The organism is Paractinoplanes deccanensis (assembly GCF_016862115.1).
Taxonomy (GTDB): Bacteria; Actinomycetota; Actinomycetes; order Mycobacteriales; family Micromonosporaceae; genus Actinoplanes; species Actinoplanes deccanensis.
The window spans coordinates 111118-126091 of the sequence record NZ_BOMI01000067.1; the positions used below are offsets into that span (position 1 = coordinate 111118).

The 14974-nt window shown below is 71.4% G+C and carries 9 protein-coding genes; 5 read left to right on the forward strand and 4 right to left on the reverse strand.

All coding sequences use genetic code 11. The features are described from left to right. Positions 1-552 precede the first annotated feature (552 nt). Both Ade02nite_RS18400 and Ade02nite_RS18405 read right to left on the reverse strand, forming a co-directional pair. Complete coding sequence (locus Ade02nite_RS18400) at positions 553-1131, reverse strand: hypothetical protein (RefSeq protein WP_239168859.1); 579 nt, start codon at positions 1129-1131, stop codon at positions 553-555. A gap of 122 nt (positions 1132-1253) precedes the next feature. Continuing rightward, complete coding sequence (locus tag Ade02nite_RS18405) at positions 1254-2117, reverse strand: alpha/beta hydrolase family protein (RefSeq protein WP_203764524.1); 864 nt, start codon at positions 2115-2117, stop codon at positions 1254-1256. Between the two features lie 193 nt (positions 2118-2310). On the opposite strand from Ade02nite_RS18405, the gene Ade02nite_RS18410 reads away from it, so the two are divergent. After that, complete coding sequence (locus tag Ade02nite_RS18410) at positions 2311-5289, forward strand: LuxR family transcriptional regulator (protein WP_203764527.1); 2979 nt, start codon at positions 2311-2313, stop codon at positions 5287-5289. Positions 5290-5519: 230 nt separating this feature from the next. Here the strand turns inward: Ade02nite_RS18410 and Ade02nite_RS18415 are convergent, their stop codons facing one another. After that, positions 5520-7847 (reverse strand): beta-glucosidase, encoded by a 2328-nt coding sequence (locus Ade02nite_RS18415; protein WP_307871219.1) that lies wholly within the window; start codon positions 7845-7847, stop codon positions 5520-5522. Positions 7848-8120: 273 nt separating this feature from the next. Between Ade02nite_RS18415 and Ade02nite_RS18420 the strand changes: the two genes are divergently transcribed. Genes Ade02nite_RS18420 through Ade02nite_RS18430 form a run of 3 tightly spaced genes read left to right on the forward strand, consistent with a single transcriptional unit; the run spans position 8121 to position 11282 of the window. After that, the gene (locus tag Ade02nite_RS18420) at positions 8121-9461 is read left to right on the forward strand and encodes an extracellular solute-binding protein (protein ID WP_203764542.1); all 1341 of its coding nucleotides are present in this window, start codon (positions 8121-8123) and stop codon (positions 9459-9461) included. Then, positions 9458-10387: a carbohydrate ABC transporter permease gene (locus Ade02nite_RS18425; RefSeq protein ID WP_203764545.1), complete on the forward strand. Its 930-nt coding sequence runs from the start codon at positions 9458-9460 to the stop codon at positions 10385-10387. Before Ade02nite_RS18420 ends, Ade02nite_RS18425 begins: the two co-directional genes overlap by 4 nt. Position 10388: 1 nt before the next feature. Next, entirely contained in the window at positions 10389-11282 is an 894-nt protein-coding gene (locus tag Ade02nite_RS18430) for a carbohydrate ABC transporter permease (RefSeq protein ID WP_203764549.1), read from the forward strand. Here the strand turns inward: Ade02nite_RS18430 and Ade02nite_RS18435 are convergent. Continuing rightward, a complete protein-coding gene (locus Ade02nite_RS18435) occupies positions 11247-12284 on the reverse strand; it encodes a LacI family DNA-binding transcriptional regulator (protein ID WP_203764552.1) in 1038 nt (345 codons plus the stop codon). The genes Ade02nite_RS18430 and Ade02nite_RS18435 overlap by 36 nt on opposite strands. A 134-nt stretch (positions 12285-12418) precedes the next feature. Here Ade02nite_RS18435 and Ade02nite_RS49350 point away from each other — a divergent pair, with 134 nt between their 5' ends. Beyond that, the gene (locus Ade02nite_RS49350) at positions 12419-14713 is read left to right on the forward strand and encodes a serine/threonine-protein kinase (RefSeq protein WP_239168860.1); all 2295 of its coding nucleotides are present in this window, start codon (positions 12419-12421) and stop codon (positions 14711-14713) included. Positions 14714-14974 lie beyond the last annotated feature (261 nt).

Consider the following 14974-nt stretch of genomic DNA (forward strand, 5'->3'; position numbering starts at 1 on the left):
GCCGGCGGTTCACGCGCCGGCCCGGCGGGTGGGGCGGCCAGTCAGCGCTCGACGGCCGGGGAGGGCCCGCGGTCTCACCACGACGCCGTCCGATGACGACTGTGATGTGCGTTCATGCCGGACCGTCCTTGCACGGGTGAGGATGCGCCCGGGTCGCGAAGGGCGCGACCATCCAGGGCGGACGAAATGTGAACGCAAACATGCGCGGTCCGCGCACCCTCTGTCAAGGGGCCGCTACGCCGACGTTACACGTTCGTGACATTGTTTCCCATGGGTCATGACATGGAAAAACCAATGCTTGACAGCCTCGGCGGTCGTAGATGATCGTGTCCTACGTGTATCGATGTCGTTTCCGCTTCCGCCGCGGCGACGCCCTTGATCTCGTGTTAACGATCTCACCCTCGGCCGGCATGACGGGTGGGTGAACGATCTCCACTCCGCCCTGGCCGACGGCTCGTGCTGGGTTCGAGCTGGGCGAGTCTCGACAGGTCTCCGCACCCACGCCGTGACTCGGCGTGCCGTCACCCCGGCCGGCGCTCCCGCGGCCGTGCCCTATCGGCGTGCGGCCCGGCTGGGCTCGGGCTGGCTCTCAGGCGGCCGGGTGCCGCCGAGGCGGGCGAGCGGCGCGAAGGCGATGAGAATCGCGGCGGCGGCGAAGGGAAGCAGGTCGAGGTCGACGGGGATGGCCAGGAAGCCGGCCAGGAACAGCGCGGGGCTCCACCACGGGAGGCGGCGCGCGGCGGCGAGCAGGGCCAGCAGGGTGACGATGCCGAGACCGAAGAAGGCGGGGCCGGCGGTCTCCAGCGGGTCGGGCAGGGGCGCGCGCTCGCGGAAGGCGTCGAACAGGTCGCCGGTGATCACCCAGAGGAAGCAGGCCACGCCGAAGACGGCGGCCGCGGCGGCGATCGAGGCGGCGGCTTTGGCGGCCCGGCCCAGGGCGGGGCGGCGCGCGATGACGAGCCGGCGCATCTGGACGGCCAAGAACGCGAACAGCACCATCGCGACGAAGAACGCGGTGTGCCCGACATCCCAGGCGGGCCCGTTGCCCCGGTCGCCGTCCATGCCGTCCACCCAGCGCAGCAGGCCGTAGGTGAGCATCAGAAGGGGGGCCACAACCGCCATCAATCTCATGCGGGAAGCCTAGAAATGCGCGGGCCACGGCCGTAATCGGTGGGATCCCGCGCCTTCCCCGTAGGGGCGCCACGGACGGCCGGCGGGGTCGCCGCCGGCCGTCCGCTTCTGTGGGAGTCGGGTCAGGACAGCGGGCAGGAACTCCGGTACTCCTCGATCGACAACCCGCTCGGGCCCGGGCAGATGAACTGGTCGTACCGGGTGTCGTTGTCGACGAAGCGCTTCAGCCAGGCCACCGCCAGGCGGGCGGTCGGCGTGTTCACCGACTGCGGGAAGAAGTGACTGGCGTTGTTCAGCTCCAGATAGGCCTTCTCGTACGTCGAGCTCAGGCTGCTGTAGAACAGCTCGGAGTGCGTGGCGACCGGGGCGATCGTGTCGGACTCCCCGCCGACGATCAGGGTCGGCACCCGGTTGGACGACCACGACTTCGTGAGGTTCCACGGAGCCAGCGGGACGGCGGCCTGGAGCGACGGCCGGTCACGGGCGGCCTCGAGGCTTCCGCCGCCGCCCATGGAATGGCCGGCCACGGCGAGCCGCGTCGCGTCGATGCGGGTGCGCACCGAGCTCTGCCGGGTCAGGTAGTCCAGGGCCGCGAGGAGCTGGTCGCCGCGCGAGTCGGGCTGGTCGAGCAGGGTGTTGGTCTCGATGCCGATCACCACGAAGCCGTGCGAGGCGATGCGCGGGCCGAGCCACGCCAGGCTGGACCAGGTGGCGGTGAAGCCGGGGGAGATGGCGACGGCGCCGAACGTGCCCTCGCTCGTGGTGGTCGGGTAGTAGATGGTGCCGCCGCCGAAGCCGGAGACGAGCGACGAGACGTCCTGGGTCGCGACCGTGTACGGGCCGCGGCTGGCGTCGAGCGCCGCGAGCGTCGGGTCCGGTCCCCGCTCGTACGGGTTGTCGGCGGCCTGGGCGGGCGCGGCGCCGATCGTGACCGACAGCGCCACGGCGGTGGCCGCCGCGGCGAAGAACTTGCGAAGGTGCTGCACCTGACACGCTCCTCGGGGGTAGGAGACTGATGGCGGTCAGTTTTTGCGGCGTGCGGGCCGGTGCGCATCGGCGAAATCACCGGCCCTCGGCACCGGTGTTCGCAACGGCCCGTTAACAGGGAGGAAATTTCACCAGGCGAAAAGTCCGGTGCGGCGCCTTTCGTGCCGGCGACCCGATCGCCAGACTCGCCGCATGCTTAATGCACCGGAAGTGCATGAAGTTGCCGTCCACGGCCGCGACGCCGAGCTGGCCGCCATCTCCGGGCTGCTCGCGGAGGCCGCGGCCGGCCGTGGGGGCGCGCTCGTCCTCGCGGGAGGTCCGGGCGAGGGCCGGTCCACCCTGCTCCGAGCCGCCGAGACGATGGCCGTGCCGGCCCTCAGCGCGCCGGCTCGCATCGCCGCGGCAGGTGCGAGGGCGGTCGCGGAGGCCGCCTCCTGGACGGTGGTCTCGGTGCCGGGGCATGCGGACGAGTCCGAGGTGGCCTACGGCGGCCTCCAGCGGCTGCTCGGGCCCTTCGCCGGCGCCGTGGCGGAGTTGCCCGTCGAGTGGCGGGAGCCGCTGGCCGCCGTGGCGAGCGGGCGTGATCCCGGCATCGGCGGTGGGCGGGCCGACGGGGTGGCGGGCGGTGCGACGTTGCCGTTGTGCCTGGCGGTGGTCGCGCTGCTGCGGCGGGCCGGGCGGTCCGCGCCCGTGCTGTGCCTTTTCGACGACGCGGAGCTGCTGGACCCGGCGACGCGGCAGGTGATCCGGCTGGTCGCGCGCCGTCTCGGCGGGGCGCCGGTCGCGCTGCTGGCGTCCGTGACGGCGAACGCGGCCGGGCACGCGGCGGCCGCGGGCCTGCCGATGAGGCAGTTGCGCCCGCTCGGCGAGGAGGCGTGCCGGGAGGTGTTGCGGAGCCACGCGCCCGGCGTCACCGAAGACGTTGTCGCCGGCCTGCTCGACATCGCCCACGCCAACCCGGCGGCCCTGGCCGACCTCGCCACCGCGCTGACCCCGGAGCAACGACGGGGCTACGCCGCCCTCCCCACCGGCCTGCCCGCGGACAGCCGCGTCCGCCGGCGTTTCCGCGCGCAGCTGTCCGGCTTGTCCCCGTCCGCACGCGTCCTTCTCCTCCTGGCGGCGACAGATCCGGACGCGCGCCCGGTGGACCTGCTCGCGGCGGCCGCGCGGTTCCCCGCAACGGCCGGCCGGGACGCCCGCCCCGCGCGTCTCTCGATCGTCCCCGGCCGGAGTCCTGCGACCGGGCTTTACTCAATGTCCGATCTGGATCAGGCGGAGCGCGCCGGCCTGATCGCCGTGGACGACGACGGGGTGCGGTTCACGCCCGCGGTGGTGCGGACGGTGGTCCGCGAGCACGAGCCGGCCGGGCGGCGGCGCGCGGCGCACCTGGCCTTGGCGGGGGCGCTGGGCGCGGCGGGGCGGAGACTTCCGGCGTTGCTTCACGTCGCGGCGGTGGCGTCCGCCCCGGACGAGGAACTCGCGCGCGAACTCCTCATCGCCGCGGAAGAAGCGCCGCCGAAGGTAGCGGCGGCGGCTCAGCGCCGGGCGGCGGAGCTCAGCGCCACGCCCGGCGCGACTGCCGCGGCGCTGCTGGCCGCGGCGCGGTCGCTGATGGCGGCGGGACGGGCCCATGAGGCGAGTCTGCTGGTGCGCCGGGCGGGCAAGCTCCGCGGCGGCGCGACGGTGCGAGCGCGAGCCCGGAGCGCGCTGGCCGAGATCAACCTGCGCAGCGCCCCGGCGGAGGCGCAGGACGTGCTGCTCGACGTCGCCGCCGAGATGCTGCCCGCCGATCCGGACGGCGCGCTGGACGCGCTGTTGCTGGCGGGGGAGGCGTGCAGCCGCACCGGCGATTCCGGCCGTTATCCGGAGCTGGCCCGGCGCACGGCCGTCCATTTCCGTGGGGACGGGCCGGCGGCGAGCGACGCATCGACAGCCGGTCACCCCTGGACGACGGCCGACGCCTGGAGAAACGGTTACGCGGAGAGGGCGAACGACCGGGCCATGGCCCTGCACCAGGTCGTGGGCGTGGCCGACCTGATGACCGGTGCGGAGGAAGCGGCATTCGGGCACCTGCGGGAGGTGTTGCGCCTGGCCGAGCGCACGGCCGACCCGGCGGCGCTGATCCGGGCGGCGAACACCGGCATCCTTCTCGGCCAGGACAGACGGGCGGCGCGGCTGGCCGGGCGTGCCGCCGGGCTCGCGCGGGAATCGGGGGCGCAGGCGCTGGTGCCGGCGGCGCTGGAGGTGGCGGCCTTCGCCGACCTGGCCGCCGGGCGGTACGACCACGCGACCGCGTCGGCGCTCGACGGGGCCGCGGTCGCGCGTGGTGCGGGGCGGCCGGATCTCGCCGGTACGCATCTGGCGCTGCTGGGGCTGCTCGCGGCGTTCGTCGGTGACCGCGAGACCGCGCTGGAGCGGCTGTCGGCCACGAGGCAGGCAGACGCCGAGGTGCGCGCCCTGGGCGACTGGGCCGACGCGCTGCTCGATCTGGTGGCGGGGCTGCCCGCCTCGGCCGCGGAACGGCTCGCCCGGATCGTGTCCGGCGGGGGATCGCTGATCCTGCGGGTGGCCGTCACGCCCCACCTGCTGGAGGCGGCGGCCCATCTGGTCCCGGGCGGCGAGGCGGCGCCGGCGACCGGCATCTTCGACGAGTGGGCCGGGCGGACCCGGCAGAGCGGCTGGCTGGCTCTGCGTTCCCGCTGCCGGGCCCTCGTCGCCGACGACCACGACGCCGCCGAGGACCACTTCCGGGAGGCGCTCGGCTGGCACGGGCGCGACGACGATCCGGGCTTCGCGCGGGCGCACACCGAACTGCTCTACGGCCGGCACCTGCGACGGCGGCGCCGGCCGGCCGAGGCGCGCGACCATTTGCGCCGGGCCGCCGGCACTTTCCAGCGCCTCGACGCCGGTCCCTGGGCCGAGCAGGCCCTGCGGGAGTTGCGCGCGGCGGGCGCCAAGGCGGCAACCACCGTCAACCCCGTGGGCCGTACGCCGCTGACGGCCCAGCAGGAGCGCATCGCCGGCCTGGTCGCCGAGGGCGCCACCAACCGCGAGGTCGCGCGACAGCTCCACCTCAGCCCGCGCACCATCGACCATCACTTGCGCAACGTCTTCGCCCGCCTCGGCGTCCGCTCCCGAACCGAGCTCGCCCGCCTCCTGACAGCCGGCTGACAAGAGGCGGCCGGCTGACAAGAGGCGGCCGGCTGACAAGAGGCGGCCGGCTGACAAGAGGCGACCGGCTGACAAGAGACAACGGGCCGAGAAAACAAAGACGGGCGGCAGGGCAAAACGGAAAGCGAGAACGGGCAGACCTGCGAACCCGGAAGATCCCGGAAGCCGGGTACAAGTTTCGAAGCCGATCCGCCCGAATTTTCGGAACGGGCGGATCGGCGTACGTCTCGTCAGGCCTTGCGAACCTCGACCGGGGTCACGAGCCGGCGGTCCCGGCCGACCTCGCGCACCGGCCCGGTCAGCGTCACCTTGCCGCGGCACGGGAGGTCCGCCGCCGACGTGCCGACCAGCACCTCGATCTCGCCCGGGTCGACGATCGTCGTGAGGTCGCGGCCCGTGTACGCGGTGCGGTCCGTGTGCACGGTGAACTCGACGTCCTTGGCCTCACCCGCTTCGAGCGGCACCCGGGCGAACCCGGTCAGCTGCTTGACCGGCCGCGTGACCTGGCCGATCACGTCGTGCAGATACAGCTGGACGACCTCGTCCCCGGCCCGCTCGCCCGTGTTGCGCACCCGGACGGTCACCGTGAACTCCCCGTCCGTCGGCACCTCGCCCGAGCTGATCCGCAGGTCGTCGACCTCGAAGGAGGTGTACGAGCGGCCGTGCCCGAACGGGAAGAGCGGCGTCGGGTCGAGGTTGCTGACCCCGGTGTTCTCCGCGCCGAGCGACGGCTGCAGGTAGGTGCCCGGCTGCCCTCCGGTGTGCCGCGGGATCTGCACCGGCAGCTTGGCGCCCGGCTGCACCCGGCCGGAGAGGATGCCGGCGATCGCCGCGCCGCCCTCCTCGCCCGGCATGAACGCCTGCACCAGTCCCGCCGTGCGGCCGGCGATGTCGCCCAGCGCGTACGGCCGGCCGCTCACCACCACGACGACCACCGGCGTACCCGTGGCCAGCAGTTCCTCGATCAGGTCGGCCTGGACGCCGGGCAGGCGCAGGTCCTCGGCGTCACAGCCCTCGCCCGAGGTGCCGTGCCCGAAGAGGCCGGCCAGGTCGCCGACCATCGCCACGACCACGTCGGCCTCGCGGGCCGCCGCCACCGCCTCCGCGAAACCGGAGCGGTCGTCGCTGTTCACGTCGCAGCCCCGGGCGTACGAGACGTGCGAAAACTCGGAGCGAAGCGCTTCGATGGCCGTCGGCACCTCGATGCCGAGGCCGATGCCCGGGTAGCGGGGCAGCACGTGGTTGGGGAACGCGTAGCAGCCCATGAAGGTGCGCGCGTCGTCAGCGGCCGGCCCGACCACGGCGATCCTGCGGGACGGGTCCAGCGGCAGCGCCGTGCCCGCGTCGAGCAGGACGATCGACTTCTCCGCCATCTCGCGGGCGAGCTCGCGGTTGGCGGCCGAGTCGAGCCGCACCTCCGCCGCGTCCGCGACCGACGACGAGGGCGTCCAGTCCGCGTCCAGCAGGCCAAGCTCGATCTTCTGGGTGAGAAGTCTGCGGACGGCCCGGTCGATCAGCTCGTGCGGGACCTTGTCGATCAGGGCGGCCGAGAAGCCCAGCGTGTCCGGCAGCTCCACGTCGATGCCGGCGGTCAGCGCCTGCACGCCCGCCTCGGTCTCGTCGGCCGCGACGTGATGGGTCGACGCGAGGAACGGCACCGCCCAGTAGTCGGAGACGACCGTGCCGGTGAAGCCCCATTTGTCCCGCAGCACCTCCGTGAGCAGCCACGGGTCCGCCCCGGCCGGCACGCCGTCGATGTCGGAGTAGGAGTTCATCACCGAGCGGGCGCCGCCCTCGCGGATCGCCGTCTCGAAGGTCGGCAGGATGATGTCGAGCAGCTCGCGCCGCCCCATCGAGACCGGGCCGTGGTTGCGGGCGCCGCGCGAGGCCGAATAGCCGGCGAAGTGCTTGAGCGTCGCGATCACGCCGGCGCTCTCCAGGCCGCGGACGTATCCCGCGCCGAGCAGCGCCACCAGGTACGGGTCCTCGCCGATGGTCTCCTCGACGCGGCCCCAGCGGTAGTCGCGCACGACGTCGAGCACGGGGGAGAGGCCCTGGTGCACGCCGAGGGCCGCCATGTCGCGGCCGATCGCGGCAGCCATCCGCTCGACCAGCGACGGGTCGAAGGTAGCGCCCCAGGCGATGGCGGCGGGATAGACCGTTGCGCCGAAGGCGGTGAAGCCGGTCAGGCACTCCTCGTGGACCAGGGCGGGGATGCCGAGGCGCGAGTTGGCGAGGACGATCTGCTGTTGACGGACCAGCTCGGCGGCGCCCTCGGCCGGCGTGAGCGGCTTGCTGCCGTACACCCGGGTCAGATGACCGAGGCCCTGCCGGCTGGCCTCCTCGAGGGAGATGGTGCCGGATGCGGCGAAGACGTCCTGCATGGGAGCGACGTTGAGGGTCTCCTCGGGGTCGGTCTCCTCCTCCTGCATGTCGTTGCCGAGCCAGCGGCTGCCCAGCTGGCCGACCTTCTCCTCGATCGTCATGGCGGCCATCAGGGCGTCAACGCGGTCAGCGACGGGGAGCGCCGGATCCTGCCATCGATGTTCTACGGTCACGGCGCAACTCCTCAGAGGTTCCGAAACTTTCAGTGTTTGCACAGCGCGAACTTTCGGCGCTGGGTGATCTTAGGGCCGCCTGCGAAATCAGGTCGAGATGGCGTCCACTCTTGCTGTGGGAGCGCGACCACGGCAAGACCCTTGACATGATCACCCTGAAACCCTACGTTAACGAAACCTCACGTTAACTTGCGGTCGTCGTACGAAAGTTGCAGTCTCTGTGACGCGGACGACCCCTCACCCGAAGCGGCAATTCGAGTACGGAGATTCAGCGTGATCAATAGCAACTTCTCCCGGCGAAACTTCCTCGGCCTGGCCGCGGGCGCCGCTGGTGCCGCCGCGCTGGCGGCTTGTGGCAGCTCCGGCCCCGAGGACAAGAGCGGCGGCTCCAGCGGCGGAGGCGGCGGCGCGGCGAGCTACTGGTCGCTGAGCGGCGAGCCCGGTGAGCCGATCCGCCAGGCGGCGATCGACCGGTTCAACAAGGCCAACCCGGACACCAAGATCACCCCGACGTTCTTCCAGAACGACGCCTACAAGCAGAAGATCAAGACGGCGCTCGGCGCCGACCAGGGCCCGACGATGATCTGGGGCTGGGGCGGTGGCGGCCTCAAGGAGTACGTCAACTCCAACCAGGTCGAGGACCTGACCGACTGGCTCGGCCAGAACGCGGCCGTCAAGGACAAGATCCTCCCGTCCTCGTTCGGCGCCGCCACGGTCAACGGCAAGATCTACGCGCTGCCGGTCGAGACCGTGCAGCCGATCGTGCTGTTCTACAACAAGAAGGTCTTCGAGAAGGTCGGCGTCGAGCCCCCGAAGTCGTGGGGCGAGATCATGGCGCTGGTGCCGAAGTTCAACGCCCAGAAGATCGCGCCGTTCTCCCTCGGTGGACAGTCGCGCTGGACGAACATGATGTGGCTCGAGTTCCTGCTCGACCGCACCGCCGGCTCCGAGGTCTTCGACCGCGTCTTCGCCGGCGAGAAGGACGCCTGGTCCGACCCGGCCGTGCTGGACATGCTCACCAAGATCCAGGACCTGGTGAAGGCGAACGGCTTCCAGAAGGGCTTCTCGTCGACCACGGCCGACTCGAACGCCGACCAGGCGCTGCTCTACACCGGCAAGGCCGCGATGATGCTGCACGGCTCCTGGTCGTACGGCATCCAGAAGGCCGACGGCGGCAACTTCGTCAAGGACGGCGGCCTGGGTTGGATGAACTTCCCGCCGGTCGAGGGCGGCAAGGGCGACCCGTCCAACACGGTCGGCAACCCCGGTCAGTACCTGTCGATCTCGTCGAAGGCCACGACCGAGGCGAAGGACCTCGCCAAGAAGTTCTTCTCCACCACGCTCGTCGACGACGAGGAGAAGGCCGGCTGGGTCAAGTCCGGCGGCGTGCCGGTTCTGAAGAACAGCGATAGCCTGTTCACCGGAGACGACGCGGCGTTCCTCAAGGACATGTCCGCCATCGCCTCCAACGCCAAGGTCTTCGCCCAGTCCTGGGACCAGGCGCTGAGCCCGACCGCCGCCGAGACGCTGCTGGACAACATCGCGAAGCTGTTCCAGCTGCAGGTCAGCCCACAGCAGTGGGTGGACGCCATGAACGGAGTCATCGGCAAGTGACCACGATCGCTCCGCCCGTCGTACGGACGAAGGGCAGTAACAGGTCCAGCGGCGGGCGGAGCGGCTCCGGCTCCGTCACCTGGATGGCGTTGCCGGCCTTCGTCTGGTTCGTGCTCTTCGGCATCATCCCCCTGTTCGGAGTGCTGTTCCTGAGCTTCACCACCTGGAACGGCATCGGCGACATCTCGGTGACCGGCCTGACCAGCTGGAAGGCGACGCTGACCGATCCCGGCCTGCCGCACGCCCTCTGGATCACCTTCGTGATCATGGCGTTGTCGTGGGCCGTGCAGACGCCGATGTCCATCCTGATCGGTGTCTTCCTGGCCACCAGCAAGCGCTACCGCGAGCTCCTCGCGGTGCTCTACTTCATCCCGCTGCTGCTGAGCTCGGCCGCCATCGCCATCACCTTCAAGGCGCTGCTCGACCCGAACTTCGGTCTCGGCGCCGGCCTCGGCATCGACGCGCTCAACCAGGACTGGCTGGGCAACTCGACGCTCGCGATGGCCACCCTGATCTTCATCGTGTCGTGGCAGTTCATCCCGTTCCACTCGCTGATCTACCAAGGCGCGGTGCGGCAGATCCCCACGAGCATGTACGAGGCGTCGCAGATCGACGGCGCCGGCCGGGTGCGGCAGTTCTTCTCCATCACGCTGCCCCAGCTCAAGTACACGATCATCACATCGTCGACGCTGATGGTGGTCGGCTCGCTGACGTTCTTCGACCTGATCTACGTGCTCACCGGCGGCGGCCCCGGCGACTCCACCCGGACCCTCGCGCTGGAGATGTACCAGAAGGGCTTCCAGGCCAACCTGATGGGCCCGGCCAGCGCGATCGCCGTCATCCTGGTCCTCGTCGGACTCGCCCTGTCGCTGCTGCTGCGGCGCCTCGGCGGCCGCGCCGACGAGAGCCAGCTGGAAGGAGTCTGAGTTGTCGACCATCACCGAACGGACTCCTTCGGCGACCGTGACCGGCACCCCCGGTCACCCCCGTCGCAAGAGCCGTGCCCGCGGCTACAACTGGTTCGGCGGCAGCCTGAGCTGGATCTGGCTGGTCATCGTGATGCTCCCGATCTACTGGATCGTCATCACGAGCTTCAAGACCCAGGACACGTACTTCATCACCAACCCGCTGGCGCCGCCGACCGACCTGACGTTCCAGAACTACAAGGACGTCATCGAGGCCGACTTTGTCCGCTACTTCTTCAACAGCGTCGTGGTCACGGCCGGCGCGGTCATCCCGGCCGTCCTGGTCAGCTTCATGGCGGGTTACGCGATCGTCCGGGGCGCGAGCAACCGGCTGCTGCGCGGCATGAACTGGGTCTTCCTGACCGGTCTGGCGATCCCGCTCCAGGCGGTGATCATCCCGGTCTACCTGATCATCATCCGGCTCAAGCTGTACGACACGCTGCTCGCCATCGTGCTGCCGTCGATCGCCTTCGCCATCCCGCTGTCGGTGCTCGTGCTGTCCAACTTCATTCGCGACGTCCCGAAGGAGCTCTTCGAGTCGATGCGCATGGACGGCGCGAGTGAGTGGGGCACCATGTGGCGGCTGGCGTTCCCGCTGACCCGCCCCGCGCTGGTCACGGTGACGATCTACAACGCGCTCGGCATCTGGAACGGCTTCCTGCTCCCGCTGGTGCTCACCCAGAACCCCGACCAGCGCACGATCCCGCTGGCTCTCGCGAACTTCCAGGGCCAGTTCGGCATCAACGTGCCGGCCATCGCCGCGTCGGTCACCCTCACCACCGTGCCGATCGTCCTGCTCTACGCGATCGGCCGCCGCCAGCTACTGAGCGGTCTCACGGCGGGCTTCGGCAAGTAGGGCGGTGCTCTCCCGTACGACCAGCTCGGTGGCCAGCTCCACCCGGGGAGTCTCGATGGGCTCGCCGCGCGACAACCGCAGGACGGTGCGCGCGGCGAGCCCGCCCATGTCGGCGAGCGGCTGGCGCACGGTCGTCAGCGGCGGCGACGACCAGCGCGCCTCCGGTAGGTCGTCGAAGCCGACGATGCTCAGGTCGTCGGGCACCCGCAGGCCGCGCAGGCGCGCCGCCTCGTAGACCCCGAGCGCCATCTGATCGCTCGACGCGAAGATCGCGGTGGGCCGGTCGTCGCGCTGGAGCAGCCGCTCGGCGGCGGCGAAACCCGACTCGTGCGTGAAGTCGCCCGGCTCGACGAGCTTGCGGTCGACCCGCAGCCCCGCCGATTCCAGCGCCGCCCGGTATCCGTCCAGCCGCGCCCGGCTGCACAGCAGGTTGCGCGGCCCCTCGACCAGGCCGATCCGCGTGTGCCCCAGCGAGATCAGGTGTTCGGTGGCGCTGCGCCCGCCGGACCAGTTGGTGGCCCCGATCGTCGGCACGTCCGCCGCGGCCCCGCCCGCCGGGTCGATGATGACCATCGGCACGTTGAGCCGGTGCAGCTCGGTGCTGACCGGCCCGGCCCCGTCGGAGATCACCAGGATCACCCCGTCGGACTGCCGAGACCTGAGGTTCTGCAGCCACTGCCGGGTGGAGGCGGTGCGCCGGTGCACGGCGGAGACGACCGTGCCGACCCCGGCGGCGTGCGTGACCTCCTCGACACCGCGGATCAGCTCGACCGCCCACGGGCTGTCCAGGTCGTGAAAAACGAGGTCGATGAGCCCCGCCCGCAGCGGCTGCCGAGAGTTACGAGGCCGGTAGTCGTGCTCGCGGAGAAGGTGTTCGATCCGGTCGCGCGTCTCCGGCGACACGTCAGTGCGCCCGTTGAGCACGCGCGACACTGTCGGAACGGAGACACCCGCCGCTTCCGCGATGGTCGCGATCGTCACCCGTCGCCCGCCCACGGCCATCCGACTCTCCTCGCTCGCCCGGACCACCCCGTCGAAACTTTCGATTCCGGGTGCCGGAAGTATTGCACATTCCGAAGCCGCTGAGACCATCCGTGCAGGTCTGAGCGCACGATGGGTGGGGTATATCGACCGCCATGCCCCTCATTACCGGCCGTTACCGGCTCGGCGAGTCACTCGGACAGGGCGGCATGGGCCGAGTCTGGCGAGCCCGGGACGAGGTTCTCGAACGCGACGTCGCCGTCAAGGAGGTCCTGAACGACAGCGACGCCGCCCACCGCCGCACGCTGCGCGAGGCCCGGGCGGCGGCCCGTCTGAGCCATCCGAACGTGGTGCAGGTCTTCGACGTCCTCGAGGTGGACGGCAAGGTCTGGATCGTCATGGAGTACGTACCGTCGCGCTCCCTGCAGGAGGTGCTGCACGCCGACGGCCCGCTGGAGCCCCGCCGCGTGGCCCGCATCGGCCTGGAGCTGCTGGCAGCCTTGAGGGCATCCCACCGAGCCGGCGTCGACCACCGCGACGTCAAGCCCGCGAACGTCCTGCTGGCCGACGACGGCCGCGTCCTGCTGACCGACTTCGGCATCGCCACCATCGAGGGCGACGCCGGCCTGAGCAGCTCCGACATGGTCCTGGGCTCACCCGAATACATGTCCCCCGAACGCGCGAAAACCGGCACCGCCGGCATGGCCTCCGACCTGTGGTCCCTGGGCGCCACCCTCTACGCCGCCGTGGAGGGCCAGTCCCCGTTCCACCGCGGCTCCGCGATAGCCACCCTCACCGCCCTGGCAGCCGACGAGCCCGACCCGCCCCACCGAGCCGGCGTCCTGGAACCCCTGCTCACCGGCCTCCTCCAGAAGAACCCGGCCAACCGCATCAACGCCACCGAAGCGGAGCACCTGCTCCGAGCCGCGGCTTCCGGTTCCTACGGCCACGCTCCAGTAGTACGGGTCGACACCCCGCCCAACCGCAACAGCCTCCCTCCCGCGATACCGGCTCAATCCCAGCCCTCCCCAGTCAGCCCAGCCCCCGAGGCGCCGGCCCCCATGAGCCCAGCCCTCGTCAGCCCGGCCCCCGAGGCGTCGGCCCCCGATGTGCCGGCCCTTGACTCGCCGGACGCCGCGAAGCAGACCCCCGACGCCCCGGCCACCCCCGCTCCCGGCCTGGCTCCCTTCACCGGATCTGCCGCTGCTGCCGCGCCTGCGCCCGCCGAGCCGATCCCCGCGCAGCGGACCCCAGAGCCTGTCTCCGCCCCGCCCCTTCCATCGGAGCCGGTTCCCGCGCAGCTTGCGCCCGCAGCGCCGGACGCAGCGCCCGACTCCGCCGCGTCGGTTTCGGCCACGCCGGCTTCCGCCCGGCCGGCATCGGCCACGCCTGAACCCGCCGAGCCGGTCTCCGCCGAGCCGGTCTCCGCCGAGCCCGACCCTGCCGCTCTGAACCACGCCGCCGAGAACCCCGCCGCGTCGGTTTCGGCCACGCCGCCTTCTGCCCGGCCCGCACCGGCCACGCCTGAACCCGCCGAGCCGGTCTCCGCGGAGCCCGACCCCGCCGCTCTGAACCACGCCGCCCAGAACCCCGCCGCGTCGGTTTCGGCCACGCCAACTCCCTCCCGGCCGGCACCCGTTACGCCGAAGTCCGTCGAGCCCATGGCTTCGCCGGACCCCGCGGCCGCCGGTTCGCGTGGCTCGCACCGGACTCGGTTGGCGCTGGCCGCCGCGGTCGCCGTCCTGCTGCTCGCCGGCATCGTCTGGCTCGTGGTCCGGGCCGGAGCCGACTCCGCCGGCGACCGCAACCCGTCCGGCGCGCCACCCGCGCAGTCGGCGCCCGCCACCGGCTCGGCGCAAGCCTCCACCGATCCGTCGGCATCCACCTCGGCCGACGCCGGGGCCCCTGGCTCACCCTCGGCTGCCGAGTCGCGGTCACCGAGCCCGGCAACCTCTCGCACCACCCCTCCCGCAACAACCGCCCAGGCCGGTTCGACTCTGCCGAGGCTGCCCGACGGCTGGCGCGACTACCGCGACGCCACCGGCTTCGCCGTCTATGTCCCCGAGGGCTGGACCCGCTCGAAGGAAGGCTCCATCGTCTACTTCCGCGACAGCTCCTCCGGCCGCGTCCTCGGCATCGACCAGACCCGCCAGCCCGAGCCCGACCCGGTAGCCGACTGGCGAGGCAAGGCCGACTACCGCGTCTCCGTAGGCGATTTCCCCAACTACCGCGAGATCCATATCAAGGAGGTCGACTACTTCCGCAAGGCCGCCGACTGGGAGTTCACCTTCACCCGTAACGGCACCCGCCAGCACGTCAACAACCGCGGCGTCATCACCGCCTCCGATCAGGCCTACGGCTTCTATTGGCAAACCCGAGACGCCGACTGGTCCCGTTACCGCGACGACCTCCAACTCATTTTCGACAGTTTCCGCCCCGCCCGCCGCTGACACCAAGGCGGCACCCAGCCGCACAATGGAGCGGCCGGTATCGCCGCGCCCTTCATCGGCAAAGGACGTAAATGCCGAACGGTCATTCTCCGGAAACTCAGCGAAGATCCCGGCGCTATTGTCGGCCGTCACTTCGGCAGGCGTGCCCCAGGCCATCCGCGACCGTCGCTGTCGTGGCCAAGGCGGGCAGGGCAGGGGCAGGGCAGGGGCAGGGCAGGGCAGGGCAGGGGCAGGGCAGGGCAGGGCAGGGCAGGGCAGGGC